This is a genomic window from Robiginitalea aurantiaca, assembly GCF_030380815.1.
GTDB lineage: Bacteria > Bacteroidota > Bacteroidia > Flavobacteriales > Flavobacteriaceae > Robiginitalea > Robiginitalea aurantiaca.
Genome location: NZ_JAUDUY010000002.1, coordinates 100118 through 123197, shown reverse-complemented (window position 1 = coordinate 123197; position 23080 = coordinate 100118). Strand labels below are relative to the sequence as shown.

Sequence of the window (23080 nt, the reverse complement as noted above, 5' to 3'; positions counted from 1 at the left end):
CATTTACATAAAACTAAGCAATAGGAAAACCTAAATCAAGTCTTTGAATTCCTTTTCATCGCCTCGGCAACATCTTTTGATGATCCGCCGCGTTTCTCGAGCTCATTAATGATCCTCAGATGATCGTGCTCGCGTCCCTGGGAGAGTTTGAATGCAGCATCCAAACGGGTCACCTGGATTTCAAAACCGACAATGCCGCGAATCTGCGCCAGGGTGGCCCTGGACATATTTTTCAGGGAAACGGGCTCGGCGGAATCAGCTTCGTATTTATCGACCATTGCGTGAAGTGCTTCCCATAACTCTGCCTCATTTTGCCTGCGGTAGCGCCCTTTAAGGTGCACGGCCTTGTAATTCCAGGTGGGGACTTCCTCTTCTTCGTACCAGGAGGAAGAGATATAAGCATGCGGACCGTTGAAAATACACAACACTTCGTCCCCTTCTTCAAGATGGCGCCACTGCGGATTGGCCTTTGCGAAATGGCCCCTTAGCAAAAGGGTCTGATCATCTTTTTCAACGAGTTCCAGGGGCAAGTGTGTAGCCATAGGCCCCTCGGGACCATTACAGACCAGTATGCCAAAAGCATTTTCCTTTAGGAATTCATGAATTTCCTCTGGATTCTCATTGCGATAGGATTCCGGAATATACATAGGGTGTGGGATCGACCTGCTAAAAGTACAATTCGGAACGGAATTCTACCATTTCAGGACATTATTTTAAGGTTGCGTTATGTAGTCATCTAGATTTGTAAATTCAACACACGCGTATCAGGAAGCTCTTTTTTGGGCATAGCACCTGAAGCGTTTTTTACTAAATTAAAGGCGAGAAGTTTTTTCCCATGAAATCCATATTCAGGCACTTTATTAATGCAACGCTAATCGGCGTACTATTATTTATCGTATTTCAGGCGATATACTTCTTCAATGGGCAAAGCCTTGTGATCAACAGGACCTTTTGGTCGAATCTCCTGGATCACATGATATTTTCATGGCTGATTTATCTGGCCAATTACATCCTGATTTCCTATTTGTTAAAGCGTTACGGGCTTGATTTATTCAGGGGCAGGAACCTGATCTTGAGTATTCTTGGAAATATCGGGGTTTCCATGATTGCTATCTTTTTTGCCCGAAGCATCATAAGTGTTGGCCTAAGAGGAAATGACCTGTCGGGATTTCTAATGGGAGAATCCATAGACTATTACCTCGGTACCTCAATCCTCGCCGCTTTTATTGCCGGAGTTTTTTACGCAGTATTTTATTACAAGCACCGACAGGAGCATAAGGTAAAACAACAGAAAATCATTGCCGGTACGGCTTCTGCTCAATTCGATGCCCTTAAAAATCAATTGGATCCGCATTTCCTGTTTAACAGCCTGAATGTGCTTACGAGCTTGATCGAAGAAGACCCTCATCAGGCCCAGCGCTTTACAACTGCCCTCTCAAAGGTGTACCGCTATGTACTTGAACAAAAGAATAAGGAACTCGTGCCCGTGGATGAAGAATTCGCCTTTGCCCGTACCTACGTGCGTTTACTGAAAATGCGTTTTGAGGAGGGGATTCATTTTGAAATTCCGGAGCACAGTGCCGATCCAAACGCTAAAATTGTTCCGCTTTCGCTCCAATTATTGCTTGAAAATGCGGTCAAGCACAATGTGGTTACCCCAGATCGTCCCTTATATATAAAAGTGACTGAGGAAGACGGTTACGTAGTGGTAACCAACAATTTACAGGAAAAACAGGTAATTTCTAAATCGAGTGGGGTGGGTCTACAGAACATCCTCCAGCGATATTCCCTCCTTTCGGAACGTCAATTGAAAATCGAAAAAGACGGGAATCAGTTTCGCGTAGCGGTACCCATGCTCAGCCGAAAGGTATCCAAATACTCGTCACAAGAAGAGTATATTGAAGACAAACGCTACGTAAAGGCCAGGGAAAAAGTGGAAGCAATTAAAAGTTTTTATGGGAATTTAGGGGCTTATCTGGTTGTGATACCCTTTTTGGCCTGGCTGAACTGGCAAACCACCAGTTACGACTTTCCATGGGTGATATTTCCAGCCATGGGATGGGGTTTTGGGGTATTGATGCACGGCATGGAAGCCTACGGTTACAACCCGCTTTGGGGCAAGCGGTGGGAGGAACGCAAGATTCGGGAACTCATGGAAAAAGACGAATTTTAAGCCTTTTATGACAATTCAGTCAGGGAATCCAACGACTCGGAATCCTCTTTTTTGAAAACCCTGACGGATGCGGCATTTTTGGGGTAACTAAAACACAGACCTCATGAATACACAAGATAAATACGACAGCTACCTGCGGGCCAAAGAACGCGTTAAGGCGATTAAGGATTTTTACGGATCCCTGTTGGCCTATTGTATTGTAATTCCATTTTTGTTCTGGATCAACTGGACAACAATTGGCTTCAGTATTCCCTGGGCCTTCTTTCCCGCAATAGGATGGGGCTTTGGGCTTCTGATGCAGGGAATGGAAGCCTATGGATATAACCCATTTTTGGGAAAACACTGGGAGGCCCGTAAGATAGAAGAGCTGATGGATGCCGAACAAAAGGGATCCACCTTTAAATAAATCAAACACACAGATAAACAAACAGATTATGGAAAATCGGGAATCAAAATATTTAAGGGCCAAAGAGCGGGTAAATGAACTCAAGAAGTTTTATGGCAACCTGACCTCTTACATCTTTGTGATCTCCCTTCTGGCAGTGATTAACTACCTGACCAATGAATGGCGCTACATGTGGTTCCTCTGGGCGGCATTCGGCTGGGGAATAGGTTTGTTTTTCCACGCCTTCAGGACTTTTGGCTGGAATCCGTTTTTCTCAAGGGACTGGGAAGACCGGAAAATCCAGGAATTCATGGAACAAGACGACAAGAGTAAATCCCGATGGGAATAGAACCTTATAAACAGTCTACTGAAATGGAAGATCACACCATTATTGAAAAACGCAAACGCGCCAAAAAGCGTGTCGAAGAGCTCAAAGGGTTCTATATTCACCTGATGGTTTATATCGTCATCAATATTTTCATCATTGCTGTCATGGTGATTTCACAGTCGCGTAAGGAAGACTTTAGTCTGCACTATTATAACTTCACAACGGCCATATTTTGGGGTATTGGACTGTTGATTCACGCCATGATCACATTCAGACTGAATCCGTTTTTCGGTAAATCATGGGAAGACCGCATGATTCAGAAGTATATGGATGAAGACAGGGAGGAATCAAAACGATTTGAGAAGCCATCCGAATCGGGCACAAAATCAAATACGACACAAGGATGAAAGCACTGATTATCGAGGACGAAAAACCATCCGCCAGGAGACTTTCGCGGCTTTTGGAGTCTATGAATATTGAAGTTTCACAAATGCTTCATTCCGTTGCCGAATCTATTGCGTGGTTCGAGACCGAGCCGCACCCGGACCTTATTTTCCTCGATATTCAATTATCGGATGGACTCTCTTTCGAGATCTTCGACCAGGTGACCGTCCGCAGCCCGATCGTCTTTACGACCGCTTATGATGAATACGCCCTTCAGGCTTTTAAACTCAATAGCATTGATTATCTGCTAAAACCCATCGACGAGGAGGAACTCCAGGCTGCAATTACCAAATACAAAAACCTCGGTTCAGGAAGGTCTGAGGTACGCGTCGATTTTGAAGATATCCGAAAACTCCTGGTTAATCCCCTGGAACGGGAATACAAAAGTAGATTTACCGCAAGGGTGGGGCAGCATATAAAAATCATTCCCACCGATGAGGTGGAGTGTTTTTACAGCGAAAACAAAGGGACGTATGCCGCGACAACCGAGGGGCGTTCCTACCTGCTCGACACGACGCTGGAACAACTGGAAGCAGAACTTTCACCCGAGACTTTTTTCCGGGTAAGCAGGAAGTTTTATGTGCAAATAAATCACATCGCAGATATCATTTCCTACTCAAATTCGCGCCTGAAAGTAAAGATGAACCGGTTCAGTGAGCAGGAAATCATCGTGAGCAGGGAACGCGTAAAGGACTTTAAGCTTTGGTTGGAGTGATAAATACTAAAATACTGATAAATAAATTATTAGCACTTAGTATAGAAAAAACTTATAGCTGATTTTTGAGCTTAATCGACGCGATTTTCATCAAAAGATGAAGGAAGTAGCTTTGGAATCAGGCTTATGAAAATCGGCAATAAAACCACCCCTCCGGGCAGCAGGAATATGGCCAGGGACGGAATGCTTTTAAAAATATCCAACAGTTGTTGTTGCACCTTTTTCTTCTCTGTTGGACTCAATTCCCGGACCGTGGATTTAGAGAGTAATATCATGAGTTCTTTGCTCTGGGACAATTCCTTTCTGAGGCGTTTGCTGTTTCTACTGATGAGCCGATCCACCACACGGGCCATACTTTCATAATACTGAGAACCCGGAAGGGCTTCCCTCAAAAAATAGATTTGTTTGCTGTGCAGCTTAAAAAAGGCGTTGATATCCCTCAGGGCTCCCGCAATTTCTTTTTTCCGATAGCCCAAAGCGCCCCCCAGGGTTAGAACATACCGCTGCTGCCGTGTATCTTTTGAGTTTTGTTCCAGGGCTGTAAGTGTTGCAATGTCCAGGAAGTAGTGTGCGGCATCTGTTCCAGCGTATTTTTCCAGGCGCCCTTTGAAATCACTGAATTGCTCCGGTTGTTGGATGGTGAGATAGGTGCGGGAATTTTCAAAAGCCTCCCGCAATTTTTTTCTGCTTTCAGAAGGGGATTCCGAGTCCAGCGAATGGTATATAATATTGATTACCAGGGATTCAAGTTCTCCGGCGCGTTTTTTCAAAGACGTTTCTCCATTAAGAAAAGCTCTATACGCCAGAACATCTATGGGAAGCAGCACATTTGTGATCAGTGAATTGAAGGTCCGGCTTAAAACCGATTCGCCAAGGTATACTCTTGAATCCAGGATTTTTTCGAGTTGTACCGAGGTTTTACCACTCCTGAGGATTTTTTGAAGCAAATTGGGCTGCCCGAGTTCCAGGGATTTGTAGAAGTCCCGAACACTCCCAATAAAATCAGCGTAGGAAGACTGTGGACGTATCAGCCGATGGCTGCAATACAATCCGGCAAGAAGATTGATCTTCGCTTTTTCGTCCTGGGACAGGCGATAGGAAGGTTTGATAAACCCGGGGATACCGACATTAATCCCGTACATAAACCCGCAAGCGCGCAAGTCGGCATCAAGGGCACGCATATCCCGGTATGGGATGGGCTCTGCCGCCCGGAGCGCTCCAAATTTATCTATCCAGCCGGGAGCTGAAGGATTCATGCTTTACTGAGTTAGACTTCCAAAAATAGATGAAAAAAGTATACGGATTCTCCTTTTTCGATAAAGGCAAGGGGGGCGAATCCATCCCGGAGGTGGGATATTTCTGTCAAAAATGCACTTTTCATGGCAAAAAATGACCCTTTAATCGGTTTTCTAGTATTTTTTATCAGTTGATAGGGGAGCGCGATAACTTATTTTTACCCCATCAGGCGCATGGATTACCTGGAGGGTTGGATGTATGCATTTCTTCAGGCAAGGACAGGCATCTGGATTAAGAACACTAAATACTGTGGTATGGAACTATTTTTATTTTTTCTCTGGATTGCATTTATGGGTTTCCTGGGCGTAAAGTTGTACCTCGCGCATCAATCGCTCAAACGGGCCAAAAAAAAACCGACTCCTTAAAGAGTCGGTTATGCTAGGTGCCGGCTGTTTATTCTATAATTCCCGTACAACTAATCCTGGGTCCTGCAGCCCCACTGGGCTGAGAAGTGAAATCATCTGATCCCTGGTGGACGATTACTGCCTTTCCGAGAATATCTTTGTTGGGATCTCCACAACCTATACACCAGGCGTCCGTTTCAAAACTAACTTCAGCGCTGCCGTCTTCGTTGGCCAGAAAATTCCCGATATCTCCTTTGTGGAATCCGGCGGCATCACCCCATTTACCGTGAGGCTGTGCAGTGGGGTTCCAATGTCCACCGGTGGATGTGCCATCGGCGGCAGAGCAATCTGCTTTCTCGTGAATGTGGATTGCGTGTTCTCCCGGGCTAAGGCCAGAAAATGTGGCGCTCATGGCAACCATGCCATCTTTTTCCACAAAATTAACCATTCCCTGTACGTTGCTATCGCTCTTGGGTTCCATCCGGAAACTTATGATCGTTTCCTCCACCGTTTCCGTAATCTCCTCCACGGTCTCCTCTACTTCTTTGGTTTCTTTTTTGTCCTCTTTACAACTGAGCCCCAGGCTTAACGCCAGTGCCATAAAAATTATACTCGATTTTTTCATTGATTTTAGTTTAATGAGCTCAAAAGATACGCAATAAACCGATGGTTGTCAATTAGGAGCGCTTCCTGGTAGCGGGGACAGCTCATTGTTGCCTGAGTTGTGTCTTGATCTGGGTGGTTGAATGTAGCGTACGGTGTACCGGACACCGGTCTGCTATTTCGAGTAAACGCTTCCTCTGATTCTCTTCCAGGGGCCCGGACAGGGCTACCTCCCGGTGGAAGGTGTCTATTTTGGCGCCCGGACTGTCTTCACATGCTTCACAGTCCAGAGCGTGCTGTTTGCTGTACGAAGTATGGGTCTCTACGGACTCAAGGGCCCAACCTTTGCGACGCGCATACATCTGTAACGTCATGGAAGTACAGGCTGAGAGACTCGCTGAGAGCAATTCATATGGAGAAGGTCCGAAGTCCTTCCCTCCGAAATCTTCGGGCTCATCGGCGGTCAGATAGTGATTCCCAACCTTCATTTCTGTGGTAAACCCATCATCGATATCGAGGCTGGCAACCACCTGGTGATCCGTCATCAGGGGGGTAGCTTCCGGCCGGTGAACATAGCGTTTGGCCCATGCGCCAATGACATTTCCCACGTATCTTGAATCTTCTCCTGAACTCAGCAAGTGGTCCGCTCCATCCAGGCTGATAAAGCTTTTTGGGTGCCTGGCAGCTTGGTAGATTTCCTCGGCATTTTTTATCCCGACAATCTTGTCCTGGGGAGAATGAAGGATGAGCAGGGCACGGTCGAGTTTTCGGGCCACATCAGGAAGCCTATGGGACTGAAGGTCCTTGAGAAACTGTTCCTGAATGGTGAATCCCCGACCGCCAATCTGTACCTCTGCCTTTCCCTGAAGACGGATTTCTTCCAGGCTGTTGCGCAGCAGTTTGGTTACGTGCTCCGGATCTGAGGGGGCTCCCAATGTAGCCACAGCGCGTATGGCCGGGATCTGTGCTGCAGCAAAGATCACCGCAGCCCCCCCCAGGGAATGCCCGATGATCAGGGTAGGTGCCTTATAGGTGTGCGCCAGAAAATCTGATGCAGCTTTGAGGTCTGAAATATTCGCGGAAAAGTTGGTTTCCTCAAAATCCCCATCACTTTCACCCAGGCCCGTAAAGTCAAATTGCAATACGCCAAAACCTTCCTTTGCAAGGGCCTTACTAATGTTGCGGACCGCAACGAGGTTTTTGGTACAGGTAAAACAATGGGCAAATAGTGCAAAGTTGTGCGGGTGTCTGTCGGGTGGAAAGGACAAGCGACCCGTTAACTGATCCCCGTTTTCATTTTCGAAATATACTTTCTGCGTGCTCATGAGTCGGTGGGTTTCCCACTAATATCGTCAAAAGCACGCGAAAACCTGCCTGAACCCCTGCTAGTTTAAGGGTTGCTTCCCGAAAATATTGCGAAGGTCAGGATTGAAAAAGAGCGCGAATTGCAGCCGATCAAAATTGGTATTCCTAAAATGGTTCTTCAGATAGCCGATCTGAATACTGCTATTTTCAGTAATCCGAACACCAAAGGCTGCATACAGGCGGTTTTGGTCAAAAACCTCCCCCTGAAGGTTTAAAAATACCTCATCGTACACATTGATAAAAAAGGTATCCGTAAGGGGTAAGGTCAACTGCAGGCGATATCGCGCCCTGTGGCGTGTTTGATTTTCGCCCTGATAATTTATAAAGCGTTGTTCCAAACGGTATCGGTGTTCGAATCGCAGTTCCGATACCCGATTCATCAGGATGAACTGTTCAAATATCCTGTTTTCGGAAATCAGGTTGCCTGCAAAAGGGGTATCCGGTGATGGAGCATCCTCAAAGGTCGGATCCGTATCGATATAGGCATATCCAAGGGTAGCTATTGCCTTCTCGCTAATGTGGTAGTTGATACCCGTACGAAGCAGTAGCTGATTAAAATTCCTGTTCCACTGATAATATCGCCACTGAGCTTCCGTATGAAGGCTCCAGCGTTCCGCAAACCGGTTCATTCCAAAATACATATACCATGCACCGAGCTCTTCTTCGCCAGTTTCCTGAGCATTGAGACTGTCCGGCCCACTTAAGACAAGGGTCAGAAGGGTTAAAACCAGGCCTGCGGAATTCGCTAGGTTTTTCTTAAAGGGATATCTTCCCATACCTATTGGAGATTATTCCGATTGAATTTCAGTCCCTTCCAGGGCATCGTCCTTTATTGGAACACCCGGGTCCTTCTTTAAATGGACGTTGAGGAATTCGAGAATTTGACTATACCCCTCTATTTGATTCTCTTTTTTCAAAAAGCCGTGGCCCTCATCTTCAAACAGTACATATTCTACAGGTACGCCATTTTTCCGTACTCCGGCTACAATTTCATCAGATTCCACCTGCAGGACCCTGGGGTCCTTGGCTCCCTGAAGCACCATAAGCGGTTTGGTGACCTGTTCGGTGTGGAAGAGGGGGGAAATTTCCCTTAGTCTTACCGAATCAGCGCTGTAAGGGTCTCCCAATTCTTTGTAAAGTGCAATTCTGGAGGCTTCCCACCACGCCGGAATGGACCGCAAGGTGCGAATCCAGTTTGTAACCCCGAAAATATTTACGCCTACATCGAATTCCTCAGGCGCAAAAGTAAGGGCTGCCATGGTCATATAACCGCCGTACGATCCGCCGATGATCCCGATCTTTTCTCCGTCTATTCCAGGTTGTTCAGCCAACCAGTCCTTTCCGGCAATACAGTCTTTGAGGTCTTTGTCGCCGTGATTCAAATCATCCATCTGGTAAAACGATTTCCCATATCCCGAACTTCCCCGGTTGTTTACGGCCAGCACGGCATATCCGTGATTCACCAGGTACTGAATCAGCGGGCTGAATCCCTGTCGGGATTGTCCTCCGGGTCCGCCGTGTACCCAAACCAAGGCGGGTACGGGCTGGGTATCGGTAGCCTGCTGGGGACGGTAGTATATCGCTGGAATTTCAAGGCCGTCAAAGGAGGCATACCGGATTACTTCTGCCTTTACCAAATGCCCTGGGTCAATTTCCGGGTTCAGGACGTTTGTAAGCTGTGTTATTCGCTTTGTTTCCAGGTCGTACACGAAGAGGTTGGAGGGCGTGTTTGAACCCCCTGCATAAAAACGGAGTACCGATTCATCTGAGGAAAATCCCACATTGTTGATATCCATGCCTTCCATAATCGGCATTTCAAGCGGGTATCCTGTGGCCACTTCCGTAATCTCTATGGCATTCTTAGCATCCTCATTGGTATAGGTCACCTGATAGGTTCCCTTGTCGGTGAAATAGCTTCCGGTAATGTCCCATTGTTTTTCCGCTACTTTCTCCCTGCTACCAGTAGCGATATCGTACTTCATGAGATAGGCGAATTCCGCGCCATAATCTGTCGTGTAGAGCAAGGCACTGTCATCAGGGGTGAAGTCCTCCGCTGAATTTGCGGACTGGTTCTCATTTATTTTCGTCAGTGTCCCTGAGGAGCGTTCATAGAGATACAGATCGCTGTCATTGGTGTTTATGGATTTGCCCATAGCAATGTGCTTTTTATCTCTGGAAATGGCCTGAAGCGTATATCCTTCTTCATTTTTAAAGACCATTTCGGGAGTGAGGGACTCTAAATCCATTTCATAAAGGTCGTTGTACTTTTTGTCCCGGCGATTGGATGCAAAAAAGAAGGACTTCTTATCGTCTGACCAACCATAAAACAGAGAGCGCGCCCCATCCCAGGGGGTTAAATCCCTTATGCTGCCGTCTTCTCCCATCAAATAAATATGATAGACCTCATTTCCATTGTCATCCATCCTGAAGAGCTTCCTGCTATCTTCGGGGAAAAACGAAATGGCAAAAACCGAGGAGCTATCTGATTGCGTTACGGGCCTGAAGTCTCCACCCCCGGTGGGAATCGTATACATATTATAGATTCCGGACCGATTGCTGGAAACCAGAATCTCTGATTTATCCGGGGAAAAACTCCCGCCCCCAACGTTTTCATTATCCATCATTTGTTCGATGGTATATGTCGGCAGGGGTATAGCGACCTGGGATTTATCCGTTTCCTGCTTACAACCCATAATCAGCAGGGCGGCGCTAAGTGACCAAAGTAGATTTTTCATAATTTTTAAATGAGTACTAATTCGTTAAGGTAAATGTTTTGGTTTCCTTGAACGGGGAGAGATCCAGTCCTTCCATCTCCTCCTTGTATGCCTTCCAGTCGTTTGAGAAGAAGGCATTGGTTTCAGAAAGGGCTTTCTTCAAATCCGCCTCAGCAAACGCAATCAAATTCTGTTCGGTTGCCGTCATGCCATCCGGTCGGCTTTGCACATAACCATAGGCATTGTAGATCCTTCGTGTTACGGTCATTTCGGGGTTCCGGGTGATGCCCTGCCGTTTGTCTACTTTTCCAACATAGGTGGCCAGAAGCGTGTCCACTTTCTTACTGATTTCTTTGGAAGCTTCGATTTGAGACTTGTATTTTTCTTTATCAAGCTTCTTTAAATCAGCGGCATAAGAATCAGCCACTTTCTTGCTTTGAGCGAGTTGTTTTACCGCATCTGCCGTTGTCTGCAGGTAGCCGTCGAGTTTTTTAGTACTTGTGTAGCGGGCCTCAATCCCAGAGGTGGATACTTCCAGACGGGGATCCGATTCTACCCGGATCTGAGTCTCATCCCGGGCATCTCCAAGTGCCACAACGACCCGATAGGTCCCGGGTTTTACCGTAGCGCCTCCCGGTTCGCGTTTGCGTTCCTCGAGTTTGCGCGAAGGGCGGTCCGGCCCGGCTTCATCCAGTCGCCAGTACACCCTGTGAAGACCTGCCGAATCCGGGGTTTTATACTTCAGCGTGCGGATGAGCCTGTCCTGGCTGTAAATCCTGACAAAAACACTATCCGTTTTCTTTTTTGAATCGGCCTCAGTCTCTGTGGATTTCTCAGGTGTTTCTTCTTTATTTTCATCGCTTTCCTCCTTCTTTGATTTTGCGGCCGCTCCTTCTTTGAGGTAATAGGTGATCATCCCACCCCTTTGCCGATTTGCCCCATTAAAGATGGCATCGGCACCAAAACGGGTGCCACTCGGCTGCTGGTTCGCCGCCAGATATGCCGTAGGCGGGTTGAAGACACTTATTTCTCTGGATAGGATATCCCCATCCGCAGCTATTTCGCGCAAGGGACGAATGTCGTCAAGCACCCATGCAGCCCGTCCAAAAGTACCAATGACTAAATCCTGCTCCCTGGGGTGGATAACCAGATCTTTTGTGGAAACCGTGGGGAACCCATGCGTCCATTTCTGCCACTTAGCCCCGGCATCCATAGAGATATACAGGCCGTCATCTGTACCCATAAACATCAGATTCGGGTTTTCAGGATCTTCGAGGATCGAGAGTACAAAGCTCTTTACGTCTCCTTCGTCCACAATCCGTTCCCAAGTTTTTCCGTAGTTGCGGGTTCTATAAGCATAAGGGGTGTAATTGTAACGGCGATAATCATTTGCCACAAGTAGCGCCTCTCCTTTGTTTGTTTTTGAGGCGCGGATTTGTGGAATCCAGCTGCCCCTGGGAAGCCCCTTGATATTTGCGGTCACTTCCGTCCAGGAATCTCCTCCGTTTTGAGTGTAGTGTACCCGGCCATCATCCGACCCAACCCACAACATGTCTCTTTCCACGGGTGATGGCTCGATAACCAGTATGGTACAATGATTTTCGGCTCCGGTGGCATCCATGGTAAGGCCACCGCTGTCGCTTTGCTTTTGTTTTTCGGGGTCATTCGTGGTCAGGTCGGGGGAGATTACCTTCCAGGTAAGTCCCTTATCCGTGCTCTTATGAACAAACTGGCTTCCAAAATAGACCGTCTGAGGATCAAACGGGTCCTGTCCGATCCCGGCGTTCCAATTAAACCGGATCTTGGTGGTGGCATCAGGTGGGGTGGGACGAACGCTGTAGGCGTTTCCGGTCATCCAGTCGTATCTGCGCACAAACCCCTGCTGACTCATGGCATAACCGTAGCGCGAATCCTCAACATCGGGAACGACGTCGAAACCATCGCCAAAGGCTATTTCCTGCCAGTAGGAATTTCGGATGCCCTGGGACCTCCAAACATATGCCGGCCCGCGCCAGGATCCATTATCCTGCATCCCGCCATAGACGTTGTAGGGATATTCTTGATCCACACTTATATGGTAAAACTGCCCCACAGGAAGGTTGCCGATAAAGCGCCAGGAGCGCCCGCCATCACGGGTAATGTTAAGCCCACCATCGTTTCCGTCGATCATGAATTTTCCGTCCTGCGGGTGAATCCACCAGGCATGGTGATCCGGGTGGACCCCATTGTCGGTGCCGTATGCCGGCATAAGTTGCTTAAAATTCTTTCCGCCATCTTCCGAGACATTGACGTAGGTAAAAACGGAATACACCCGATTCTCATTCTGCGGATCTACAAAGATGTCCGAATAGTAAAAGGGACGATCTCCGATATCACTTTTATCGTTAATTTTTTTCCAGGTGAATCCACCATCTTCAGATTTGTAGAGGGCATTCTTCTTGGCTTCAATGAGCGCATAGACAATGTCAGGGTTCCCCGGGGCAATGGCCAGGCCAATCCGCCCGAGATCTCCTTTGGGCAGCCCGTCTTTTTCACTGAGCGCTTTCCATGTTTTACCGCCATCATGGGTCATATGAAGTCCCGATCCCGGACCCCCGGAATTGAAGAACCAAGGATCGCGCTTGTGCTCCCACATAGCTACCAGGAGTTTATTGGGATTTGTAGGGTCCATTACCATATCCGCAACCCCGGTTTTATTGTTGGCAAATAGGATCTTTTCCCAGGATTCTCCTCCATCCGTTGTTTTAAAAACGCCGCGCTGCGGGTGTTCGCCCCAGGGAGAACCTATGGCTCCCACATATACCGTATTCGGGTCGGTAGGATCGATGATGATTCTATGAATATGCCGGGTCTCTTCCAGGCCCATGAGTTGCCAGCTGCGCCCTGCATCCAGAGAGCGATACACCCCGTAACCCCCATTTAAGGAGTTTCGTGGATTTCCCTCTCCGGTTCCAACCCATACAACAGAGGGATTCGATTGATGGATGGCAATGGCCCCGATGGAGGCCGTAGCCTGATCGTCGAATATGGGCTCCCATTTTATTCCCCCGGAAGTCGATTTCCAAAGGCCTCCGGAAGCGGTTCCCGCATACATGATATCAGGCTCGCTGGAAACCACGTCAATGGCTGTAACACGACCGCTCATTCCGCCAGGTCCGATATTGCGGGGTTTAAGATCACCCGCCAGTTTCATTGAAAATTCCTGTCCGGTAATCGAAAAGGAAACGGCAACCATCAAAAGGAGGAAAAAATGCTTCATAAAATCGTTTGAATTAGTTAGTGCCTAAAGGTAGCAAAATCGAATATTGACATTCTTAAAAGGATGTTAAGGGAGTTGTGTAATCGAGTGTATTTTATCGAATTAAGTTATTTGATCAAATGTTACGGGCAGAAATTTATAGCGCGAAAGACCAGGGAGGCGTCTGGTAAGCGGATTTATGGTATCTTTAAATAGGATGATCCGTCCTGTGGGTTCAACTATAAAGAAAAGTGGGCGAATGGCTGAAAGACGGCGTAAAATGAAGGTGCTTCCCTTTGCCAGGTACCAGGCTTTGTTGCTCATCCCATTGGGTTTGGTGGCCGGGATCGTATACGCTTTTGGCGGTTTGATCCTGGATGCCTTGGTTAGTTTAGGCTGGATGAATTCTGATGAAACCCCGGGCCTGAGTTACGGCACCGTACTGGCATTTGGGGCATTAATTGGAATGCCGGTTATTTTCGCTGTTTTTGGTTTTTTGACCGGTATCCTGGAAGCGCTGTGTTTTAACCTTTTCGGGAGATGGTTCTGGAACAGTGACATCGACTTGCACCATGAAAATTAAATGTAACCGTATCGATGGCCCGGAAAACCAAGTCCCTTAATTTCAATAACACTAAATAACCACCTAGGAAACAATAGTTTACATGCGACAAAGATTTAATTTGGTAAAAGGCTTAGCCTATTCTGGGGTGCTCCTTTGTTTTATATGCATTTTGGGCTTTAAATCATTCACGGACCCTTTAGGCCAGGAAGCCCCGACGAAGGTGAAATTTGTAACTACTCATGGGGAAATAATCCTAAAACTCTACGACGAAACCCCGTTGCATCGGGATAATTTTGTCAGGATTGTCCGCGATAGCGTACTTGATGGGGTCTTGTTTCACCGGGTAATTGAAGAATTTATGATTCAGGGTGGCGATACGGATAGTAAAAATGCACAACCCGGGGATACTCTGGGAAATGCAGACCTGCCCTACACTGTGGCTGCCGAGATCCGACCTGATCTCTTTCACAAGAAAGGGGTTCTTGCCGCCGCCAGGGGAAATACGCCTGACCGGGTGTCGAGTAGCACCCAGTTTTATATTGTTCAGGGGAAAATTCTAAACGACAGTTTATTAGACCGGGCCGAAACGCGAATTAATGGTTGGCTCGCCGAGTATTACGTCAAGCGTGAGCCGGAACATCAGGCGAAGCTGGACTCCCTGAAGACAGCCATAGACGAGGAGGATATGGATACGTTTGCCAAACTTAATGCGGAATTCGAGGCCCTGGCAAAGGACTATGAGGGCTTTGAAATCTACAGGATACCGGAAGCGCATCGGGAGGTCTACAGGACCCTGGGAGGGACACCGCACCTGGATCAGAATTATACGGTTTTCGGAGAAGTCATTTCAGGGCTTTCTGTTGTTGATGCTATCGCCGGAGTGGATACAGACTCCAGGGACAGGCCATTACGGGATGTCAGGATCCTAAAGGCTGAGGTTCTGGAGTAGGCAGTAATTTGGATAATTGGATTCCGGCAGCAGTCTTTGGGCCGGTTCCAATAAGTATAAGTGATCAAACCAATGTCTCACACAATGAACATATTTGGTAAGGTAATTAAGAGATTTGTGTTCAGGCCCCCGGTGGTTTTGGCATTGGCCTTACTGCTAAGTACAGTCTCAGCATGCCAGCAAAAGGCCCAAAGGCCTGCTGAAACAGGGCTTGCCTCCTTCTACAGCACCTCCTTTGAAGGCCGGATTACATCCAGCGGCACAAAATTCAGCAATTCAAAATTCACTGCGGCCCATCGTACCCTGCCCTTTGGTACTCAGGTAAAGGTGACCAACCTCGAGAACGGAAAATCCGTTATGGTAACGATCACGGATCGCGGTCCGTTTATAGCAGGCCGCATAATCGACCTGTCTCAGGCTGCCGCTACAACCCTGGATTTTATGGATAGCGGTATTGTAGAGGTACGTCTGGAAGTCGTTTCGAAAGAGTAGCCCCGGGTGTTTTACCGCGAACCGTTTTATGCGACAGGGATTGCCGAACTCCTGAATGACCCCTGCATACATTCCGATTCGGTAGCATAATTGCCCCCTTCAGGAAGATAAATCACCTTTATGCCCGTTACTGCCGGGGAATCAACTACTTTTGCCGCTTGATTTTAATTAATAAGGTTCCAGGATTGAATTCATTTGGAATCACAACAAGAACTTGATGACATTTGAAGATTTGGAATTGATAGCCCCGATACAGCGGGCGCTTAAAGAAGAAAATTACGTATCGCCAACACCCATACAGGTACAGGCGATACCAGAACTACTTAAAGGAAGGGATATTTTGGCGAGTGCCCAGACGGGTACCGGGAAAACCGCAGCTTTTGCCATCCCAATTTTGCAACAACTGGTTGAGGAATACGAATCAAAACAAGGGGCCCGACAGATTCGGGCCTTAATACTGACCCCCACACGTGAGCTTGCCATACAGATTGGTGAAAGCCTGGATGCGTACGGCCGGCACACCAGAATAAGGAATACGGTCATCTTTGGCGGGGTCAACCAAAATAAGCAGACTGACGCCCTGCGCCGTGGGGTAGACATACTTGTAGCGACCCCGGGACGGCTTCTGGACCTGATGAATCAGGGGTTTATTCGACTGAGCAGTATCGATTATTTCGTACTTGACGAAGCGGACAGGATGTTGGATATGGGCTTTATTCACGACATTCGAAAAGTACTGGCCAAACTCCCTGAAAAAAGGCAGTCCCTGTTTTTCTCGGCCACCATGCCCGACACCATTGTATCCTTGTCCCGGAATATCCTAACCAACCCCATAAAGGTTGCCGTTAGCCCAGTCTCTTCGACGGCTGAAACCATTCAGCAGTATCTCTATTTAACCAACAAGTCGAGTAAGCCGGAATTACTTTTACACATCCTCAGGGATCCAGAAATGGATCAGGTGCTTCTTTTTTCCAGGACCAAACACGGGGCGGATCGCATTTGTAAGAATCTGAACAAAAAACATATTGGAGCGGCTGCCATACATGGGAACAAATCCCAAAACCAAAGGCAGAAGGCGTTAAAAGACTTTAAGCAGGGCAAAATTCGGGTTTTGGTGGCTACCGACATTGCTTCCCGGGGTATTGATATCGATCAGTTGCGCTATGTAGTCAACTTCGATATCCCCAATGAACCCGAGACCTATGTGCATCGGATTGGACGATCGGGAAGAGCAGGGGAAGAAGGCGTTTCCATTTCCCTTTGCGAGCCAGAAGAGAATGCGTATATCAAATCGATTGAGAAACTGATCGACCAGAAAATTCAGCGCGTTGAGGATCACCCGTTTCCTCAAACGGATCGCCCGATGACCGCAAATGAGAAAAAAGCTTTTGACAAGGAGAAGGCCCGCAAGCGGCAGGAGTTCTTTGATGCGAGAAGGAAAAATAAAGGAAACCGGGATTCGAACCGGCCAAACAGGCGAAACAGGCGCTAAGGCTATTCCTTTTAATCCTTCGTTTTACCACCCGAATACATGCAGATTAAAAAGGGTCCTTTCCCCTTGAAATGCATCAGCGGGAGGGGTGTGACTTAATTCCCTATGGATATCAGTGGCCCCACGGATCCACTCCCGTTATTGGCCATACTAAAGAGTATTTGAATCACAGTGAAGGTATTTTTGGAGGCGACGTCCCTGTCGTCTATGTAAAACCAATGGTCTCTGAACTGTATGGACTTGAAAGCGTCTTTTGGCTTCTCTTTGGATACCCTGACGTGTATCAGATCCGCATCATCTGGCTTAAAACTCGATTCTGTGCGGCCCTCAATGACATGGGCCTCAGGCACATCGATATACCATGAGAGATTGGCGAGCATTTCCATAATGGAATGCGTCTGAACCAGGATTTGATTTTCCTTTTCAAGAATTACGCCATATTCAATTTCGAAAATATGGGCATCCTGATCGAGTTTCAGAATTTCTTTGAACCTCCTTATGGACTTCTCAATAGAATCAGTTCTTCCTTGTTTCGGTAAAACAAGCTCCACATCTACCTTAGGCCAATCCCCTTTGAAGTGCATGCCCAAAGCTCCATCCAGCTGTAACTGATGTAAAATGTCCAGTAATTCATGAAATTCCGCGTCTCCCTGTCTGCGTTCGCCTGGAGTTCCAATTTCGTTATGAAGCCCATTTATCATGGAGTTGGAAAGCCGCATCAGGCGATGTGACGACCAACCCGACTGAATCAGAAAAAAGATTACAGAAGGAGGTAGAGGGGTAAGCAGGCTTTGGGCAAAAGCCTGTCCGCTCATGGGGGTATAGGTAATGGTCGGGCGGTCTGACCAGTTCCCATTAATATTTGCACCTATTGGGCTGTTTACCGGATTCAAATTTCCATTGACTCCAGCTCCCCCGCCCCTGCTATACGTATTGATTACAGAAGCCACGTTGAGAAAACGCGGCATTTCCAGGTATCTTAACCTGACCAGGTTGAGAAGCATCTGTTCATTTTCCTGATCTGCAATTCGCTGATTGTAGTTAAAGCCATCCGGAGGGATCGTCTTCGGTCCCATAGACTTACAGGAGGCGATCAGTAATACACCTAGCGCGGCAAGCAGGCAAAATCTTATCCTAAAACTCCGGGAATACAACCTTCGGAAAAATCCAATCAGAAAAGGGAACATATGACTTGCAGTGGTAGTTGGCATTTAAATATAGCAGAAACAAGGATAATTACCTAACTTCAAGGTCGACAGACCATAAAAACACCAATACAATCCGACATGATAAGGCCATATGTTCTAGCCGAGACAAACTGGAAGCACCTCAAAGAAGCTACAATTGACCTGGCCATTTTGCCCTGGGGAGCTACCGAAGCCCACAATTACCATTTGCCGTATGCAACCGATGTGATCGAGGGAACCGCAATTGCTGAAGAAGCAGGCCGGATCGCCTGGGAGGGAGGGGGACAAATTATCGTACTGCCAACCATCCCGTTTGGCGTCAATTCCGGGCAAGCCGATATCTTATTGGATATGAACCTGAATCCCAGTACCCAGTTCGCCATTCTTAAGGATCTGTTGACCGTCCTGCAGCGGCAGGGAATCCGTAAGTTTATGATCCTTAACAGTCATGGGGGGAACAATTGGAAGTCGATACTTCGGGAATTGGGTCTTCTTTTTCCCGACATGTTTTTAGGTGTTTGCGAGTGGTGGACTGCTGTGGCTGCGGAGGATTTTTTCGAGCACCCTGGAGACCACGCGGGAGAAATGGAAACAAGCCTCATTCTTTATCTGGCGCCCCATCTGGTACTCCCGAAGTCGGAGTGGGGGAAGGGTAGTGAGAAAAAGATCCAAATAAAGGCTTTTCGCGAAGGCTGGGCGTGGTCCGAAAGACCCTGGTCCAAAATTAGTGAAGATACAGGAGTGGGAAACCCCTCTGAAGCTGGCCGGGAAAAAGGAGAGGTATTTTTCCATGCTATTTGTGAAAAAATTGGAAATCTATTCCTTGAAATCGCAACCGCGAATACAGATGAACTCTATAAATAGCCAAAGATGCGCACGGGTATGACCGGGAAGATGCTAAACAATAAATTCCTGATATCTCTCTTATCCGGGGCTCTCATACTATTGCATGTCCTCTGGGAATCTTACCACGGAGGGGTGACCAGCCATAACCTCCTTGCAAGAGAAGATCTGCCTGCGATTTCTAACTGGTGGGGGGTCGTAAGCCTCCCGATTCTTACCTGGATTACGCTTAACGCTATAGAAGTTCGCGCAAAGAAGGCTAATAGTGCCTCCACGCCTGTTTTTAAATCTGCACGAGGTTTTTTTATCGGGGGTCTTATATTCGGATTAACCATGGCAGCCTTATGGGAGTATAACATGGAAGAATTTATGCCTTATTTGCTGCTATTGCCACTGGTTTTGGCACTGTGGATACCGACATACAGGCTTGAGGGCTTGTTGGGGTTTGTATTGGGTATGGCCTATACTTTCGGGGGGGTACTGCCGATAATGATCGGGCTGGTACTTCTCCTGCTCAGTTTTATAGTTTTTAAAGGAATTCGGGGTGGGATACGCGCTTTGATCCGTTTGATCGGTAAATAACAGGAGGCTTTCGCAAATCCCTTATGGCAATAAAGAGAAGCAGTTCTTTCCGTTATTCGTTTGGACAGACTGCTTTTGGGGCCTCCCAACCCCTCCCTGTCTGTAAGGTAGTTACAGATACTGCAATTTCGAATCATATAGCCATTTTAGTATTCCGTAATAATCAGAAAACAAATGCACCCTATACGAAACCATCTGATTTTTTCGTTTTCCAGATAGCTATAAATCAAATGACTAACATAAGAAATGAAGAAAGGGGTAGTTGCTTACATATTCCTGCTGAGTAGTTTGAGCTTCTTTGGAATTAACGCCTGTACAGACCAGGACGACAAGGAAGTCCCGGTAGAACTATGTGCAGATGGGATTGACAATGACGGTGACGGACTTATTGACTGTGAGGACTTGGATTGCGAAACCAGCCCGGAGTGTATTGCTGAAATCTGCGATGATGGTTTGGACAATGATGGGGACGGCCTGACAGATTGTGAAGATCCGGAATGTGTTTGCGAGTAGTCTGCCCTGATGATAGCGATATGCTACATGGGTTGAGTATACGAATTAACAAATGTGTTTTAAAGGCTGGATTCCACCCACTCATCCGCTAATCAAAATAGGATTACCCGGTAAAAAACACTGCGGTCAATAGAGGGTATCCTGCCCTTATTTTGTATTTTTATGTATCTAAACGGCGTCTTATGCGCAATTTATTTCTCTACTATATTGCCATCCTCTTACCTCTGGGAATTACGATTTACCTTTATGTTGAAGCCCAAATTGGATTTACGGTATTTCTGATCCTGATAATTGCCTATTTACTGATTTACCGCACCTGGGTAGATGGCTCGCGACTGGCTTCCAAAGGAATTATTTCTAAAAAGGATCGCTGGAAAATGATGCTTCCGGGGATGCATATGAAGCATTTTACGGAGTTGTACCTCAGATAAGCCTCATCTCACTTTTTATACCTTTAAACATCGTTAGGATTTCGGTCATGCTGCCATCCTGCCATAGCTTTACGCCTTCCTGTCTGTGGCTCTTCTGTCAAAAATTGCGACCCTTAAGTGCGGTCCGTCGCCTTCCTAAAAGGCAGTGGAAAACAACCGATGTGACAGGAAACATCAATTTTGTGATCGCTGGTTTCTATTGGGCGTTCCCAGGGCATACAAAGTGCCTGTAGCCAACCTGAGTAGCCCTTCCAAGTTGTGAATTGTGTATCTTTCAGAGGAAATTCTAAAATCAAGCTGCATGAAGAAACTATCCATTTTAGTAATCATTTTATTTGTGAATCTATGTCTCACGGCCCAGGAAAAAGAACCTGAGTCAAATGGAGAAACACCCAAAGCGGAGACCTTTGAATCCAGTCAATCCCTCACCATGAATGGGAAGACCTATGGCATAAAAGCTGTAACGGGAACACATTTGCTTCGGGATGAAAACGATGAGCCTATTGCCCAGTTTGGATTTACACATTATTTTTTGCCGAGCGCAAAAAAACGCCCTATAATATTTGCTTTCAACGGCGGTCCCCTTTCGGCTTCCTTTTGGCTCCACTTTGGAATACTGGGGCCTAAACGGATTGTGGTTAATGATCCCGGATATACCGGCCCGGCTCCCTATGAGGTTGTGAAAAATGAATACTCCGTACTCGATAAAGCAGACCTGGTCATGATCGACCCTGTTGGAGTGGGGTTCAGCCGCCCTGTAGGGAAAGCGAAATGGGAAGATTTTTGGGGTGTGGATCAGGATATCCGGAGTATTGGCCTGTTTATTGAACAATTCCTGATTGGCAGCGAGAAGATGAACGCTCCAAAATACCTGCTTGGAGAGAGTTACGGTACCTTTAGGAATGCGGGCCTGGTGAAGTACCTTCAGGATAAAGGTATCGCCATGAATGGTGTGATCATGGTATCCGCCGTCTTCGAACTGCAACATCTTCTATTTGGCCCGGGGGACGATACGGCCTATCTCATCCATTTCCCTACCTATGCAGCAACGGCCTGGTATCACAATAAAATCCCATCTAAAAACCCGAATCTCGAGGCCTTCCTGACCGAAGTCAGGACATTTACAGAGGAGCAGTACGCTCCAGCCCTCCTTAAGGGAGATCAGCTAACTACTGCTGAGAAACAAGCGATTGCAGGGCAACTCGCCATGTATTCGGGCTTAACTGCCGATTTCTGGATGAAGGCAGATTTAAGGGTAACCAATCAGGAGTATTTTCAGGAATTACTGAGGGATCAGGGTGAAACCGTAGGCAGACTGGATTCCCGATTTACCGGGATCAACGAAGATATGCTCGGGCAGTATGCGCAAACGGACCCCCAGAGCGATGCCATTTCACCACCTTATATCGCGGCCTTTAAGAAGTATCTGTACGATGACCTGGGGGTGCGCAAGGATTGGACCTATACAACTACTGCCGGATCCCGTGAAGGCTTTAAGTGGGATTGGAAGCACCGGGGCAATATTCAGTGGAACGCCCAGGTGGCGGTAAGTACCCTGCCGGATATGACTACTGCTATGAACCGGAACCCCAACCTCAAGATTCTTATCTTAAACGGATACTATGATCTTGCAACCGTCTTCTATGGGGTGGAACATTCGATCAATCATATGGGTCTGAAGCCTGAGCTCAAGAAAAACATCATCATGAAATACTATGAGGCTGGGCATATGATGTATACCCACGAGCCCTCCATGGTAAAATTTAAAGCAGACGTGGATGCTTTTATCGATGAAACATCGAACTAATCACCAGCGGCAGGCCACTAGTAGTAACTTATAAACGGTCCGTTTCAAAAAAAAGCCCGGTCAATATTGACCGGGCTTTTTAAATGTTTGAGGATGAGTTTAGAAGTGGAAACCTACACCAATACCTCCGGCAGTGGTCGTACCCCCACCAAATTCTGCAATAATACCGATAAAATCAGATATTTTATATTCTACACCAATATGAGCATTTATACTGAAATCGTCGTCTCCGTCTCCAGTGATAAAGCCTGCATCGACACCGGCCCAGATATCCCATGGCTCATTAAGGCCAAAAAGACTGTCAAAATAATAGTCTGCCCTACCACCAAGTGCAAGGTTGTTGTCTCCGCTGAACCATACCCGGGCTTCCGGAGAGACTGTCAGACTGTTTGCAACCTGAAATTCATAGTTCGCAGAAATACTGGAATTATCCCCGAATTTCACGAAAGCGTTAAGGGCTCCCCCGTAATTCTCCTGTGCCTGAGCAGTTCCGGACAGGGCTAGAAAGAGGCCTGCTGCAAATAATAGTGTAAAAATGTTTTTCATTTTAATCTGAGTTTGAAGTGTTCATTAAATTCAGCAGTCAAGATATAAAAAAAATGTAAAAACAACTC

General features: G+C 47.0%; 23 protein-coding genes. 14 read left to right on the top strand and 9 right to left on the bottom strand.

Features of this window, described 5'->3' with window-relative positions; genetic code table 11:
• Positions 1-35 precede the first annotated feature (35 nt).
• Positions 36-647: an FMN-binding negative transcriptional regulator gene (locus QU605_RS04075; RefSeq protein WP_289723999.1), complete on the bottom strand. Its 612-nt coding sequence runs from the start codon at positions 645-647 to the stop codon at positions 36-38.
• A 188-nt stretch (positions 648-835) separates the two neighbouring features.
• On the opposite strand from QU605_RS04075, the gene QU605_RS04070 reads away from it, so the two are divergent.
• From QU605_RS04070 to QU605_RS04050, 5 genes are all read left to right on the top strand, one after another.
• The gene (locus QU605_RS04070; protein WP_289723998.1) at positions 836-2173 is read left to right on the top strand and encodes a 2TM domain-containing protein; all 1338 of its coding nucleotides are present in this window, start codon (positions 836-838) and stop codon (positions 2171-2173) included.
• Between the two features lie 103 nt (positions 2174-2276).
• Positions 2277-2579 carry a 2TM domain-containing protein gene (locus QU605_RS04065; RefSeq protein ID WP_289723997.1) on the top strand — a complete coding sequence of 101 codons (303 nt, stop codon included), beginning with the start codon at positions 2277-2279 and terminating at the stop codon, positions 2577-2579.
• A gap of 28 nt (positions 2580-2607) precedes the next feature.
• Entirely contained in the window at positions 2608-2907 is a 300-nt protein-coding gene (locus QU605_RS04060; protein ID WP_289723996.1) for a 2TM domain-containing protein, read from the top strand.
• A 23-nt stretch (positions 2908-2930) separates the two neighbouring features.
• The gene (locus QU605_RS04055) at positions 2931-3293 is read left to right on the top strand and encodes a 2TM domain-containing protein (RefSeq protein ID WP_289723995.1); all 363 of its coding nucleotides are present in this window, start codon (positions 2931-2933) and stop codon (positions 3291-3293) included.
• Positions 3290-4045 carry a LytR/AlgR family response regulator transcription factor gene (locus QU605_RS04050; protein WP_289723994.1) on the top strand — a complete coding sequence of 252 codons (756 nt, stop codon included), beginning with the start codon at positions 3290-3292 and terminating at the stop codon, positions 4043-4045. Before QU605_RS04055 ends, QU605_RS04050 begins: the two co-directional genes overlap by 4 nt.
• 71 nt (positions 4046-4116) lie before the next feature.
• On the opposite strand, the gene QU605_RS04045 is transcribed toward QU605_RS04050, so the two are convergent.
• The 6 genes from QU605_RS04045 to QU605_RS04020 all read right to left on the bottom strand — a co-directional run bounded on the left by QU605_RS04045 (position 4117) and on the right by QU605_RS04020 (position 13626).
• Positions 4117-5301 carry an LETM1-related biofilm-associated protein gene (locus QU605_RS04045; RefSeq protein ID WP_289723993.1) on the bottom strand — a complete coding sequence of 395 codons (1185 nt, stop codon included), beginning with the start codon at positions 5299-5301 and terminating at the stop codon, positions 4117-4119.
• A 433-nt stretch (positions 5302-5734) separates the two neighbouring features.
• A complete protein-coding gene (locus QU605_RS04040) occupies positions 5735-6310 on the bottom strand; it encodes a superoxide dismutase family protein (RefSeq protein ID WP_289723992.1) in 576 nt (191 codons plus the stop codon).
• A gap of 82 nt (positions 6311-6392) precedes the next feature.
• Positions 6393-7613: a bifunctional alpha/beta hydrolase/OsmC family protein gene (locus QU605_RS04035; protein WP_289723991.1), complete on the bottom strand. Its 1221-nt coding sequence runs from the start codon at positions 7611-7613 to the stop codon at positions 6393-6395.
• Positions 7614-7673: 60 nt separating this feature from the next.
• Positions 7674-8429: a DUF2490 domain-containing protein gene (locus tag QU605_RS04030; protein WP_289723990.1), complete on the bottom strand. Its 756-nt coding sequence runs from the start codon at positions 8427-8429 to the stop codon at positions 7674-7676.
• 12 nt (positions 8430-8441) lie between these two features.
• Positions 8442-10388 (bottom strand): S9 family peptidase, encoded by a 1947-nt coding sequence (locus QU605_RS04025; RefSeq protein ID WP_289723989.1) that lies wholly within the window; start codon positions 10386-10388, stop codon positions 8442-8444.
• A gap of 16 nt (positions 10389-10404) precedes the next feature.
• A complete protein-coding gene (locus tag QU605_RS04020) occupies positions 10405-13626 on the bottom strand; it encodes a VPS10 domain-containing protein (RefSeq protein ID WP_289723988.1) in 3222 nt (1073 codons plus the stop codon).
• A 238-nt stretch (positions 13627-13864) separates the two neighbouring features.
• Between QU605_RS04020 and QU605_RS04015 the strand changes: the two genes are divergently transcribed.
• The 4 genes from QU605_RS04015 (at position 13865) to QU605_RS04000 (ending at position 17103) form a co-directional block, all read left to right on the top strand.
• Positions 13865-14188 carry a hypothetical protein gene (locus tag QU605_RS04015; protein ID WP_289723987.1) on the top strand — a complete coding sequence of 108 codons (324 nt, stop codon included), beginning with the start codon at positions 13865-13867 and terminating at the stop codon, positions 14186-14188.
• Positions 14189-14390: 202 nt separating this feature from the next.
• Positions 14391-15119, top strand: a complete 729-nt coding sequence (locus QU605_RS04010) for a peptidylprolyl isomerase (protein WP_289723986.1) — start codon at positions 14391-14393, stop codon at positions 15117-15119.
• Between the two features lie 84 nt (positions 15120-15203).
• Complete coding sequence (locus tag QU605_RS04005) at positions 15204-15611, top strand: septal ring lytic transglycosylase RlpA family protein (protein WP_289723985.1); 408 nt, start codon at positions 15204-15206, stop codon at positions 15609-15611.
• A 217-nt stretch (positions 15612-15828) separates the two neighbouring features.
• A complete protein-coding gene (locus tag QU605_RS04000; protein WP_289723984.1) occupies positions 15829-17103 on the top strand; it encodes a DEAD/DEAH box helicase in 1275 nt (424 codons plus the stop codon).
• A gap of 95 nt (positions 17104-17198) precedes the next feature.
• On the opposite strand, the gene QU605_RS03995 is transcribed toward QU605_RS04000, so the two are convergent.
• Positions 17199-18179 carry a hypothetical protein gene (locus QU605_RS03995; protein WP_289723983.1) on the bottom strand — a complete coding sequence of 327 codons (981 nt, stop codon included), beginning with the start codon at positions 18177-18179 and terminating at the stop codon, positions 17199-17201.
• A gap of 210 nt (positions 18180-18389) precedes the next feature.
• Between QU605_RS03995 and QU605_RS03990 the strand changes: the two genes are divergently transcribed.
• From QU605_RS03990 to QU605_RS03970, 5 genes are all read left to right on the top strand, one after another.
• The gene (locus QU605_RS03990; RefSeq protein WP_289723982.1) at positions 18390-19154 is read left to right on the top strand and encodes a creatininase family protein; all 765 of its coding nucleotides are present in this window, start codon (positions 18390-18392) and stop codon (positions 19152-19154) included.
• 6 nt (positions 19155-19160) lie between these two features.
• Positions 19161-19715, top strand: coding sequence for a hypothetical protein (locus tag QU605_RS03985; RefSeq protein WP_289723981.1), 555 nt, complete (start codon positions 19161-19163; stop codon positions 19713-19715).
• Between the two features lie 246 nt (positions 19716-19961).
• Positions 19962-20228 (top strand): hypothetical protein, encoded by a 267-nt coding sequence (locus tag QU605_RS03980; RefSeq protein WP_289723980.1) that lies wholly within the window; start codon positions 19962-19964, stop codon positions 20226-20228.
• 182 nt (positions 20229-20410) lie between these two features.
• A complete protein-coding gene (locus tag QU605_RS03975) occupies positions 20411-20659 on the top strand; it encodes a hypothetical protein (RefSeq protein ID WP_289723979.1) in 249 nt (82 codons plus the stop codon).
• 301 nt (positions 20660-20960) lie between these two features.
• The gene (locus tag QU605_RS03970; protein WP_289723978.1) at positions 20961-22466 is read left to right on the top strand and encodes a S10 family peptidase; all 1506 of its coding nucleotides are present in this window, start codon (positions 20961-20963) and stop codon (positions 22464-22466) included.
• Between the two features lie 99 nt (positions 22467-22565).
• Here QU605_RS03970 and QU605_RS03965 read toward each other — a convergent pair whose 3' ends face one another.
• Positions 22566-23012 (bottom strand): hypothetical protein, encoded by a 447-nt coding sequence (locus QU605_RS03965; RefSeq protein ID WP_289723977.1) that lies wholly within the window; start codon positions 23010-23012, stop codon positions 22566-22568.
• Positions 23013-23080: the final 68 nt, after the last annotated feature.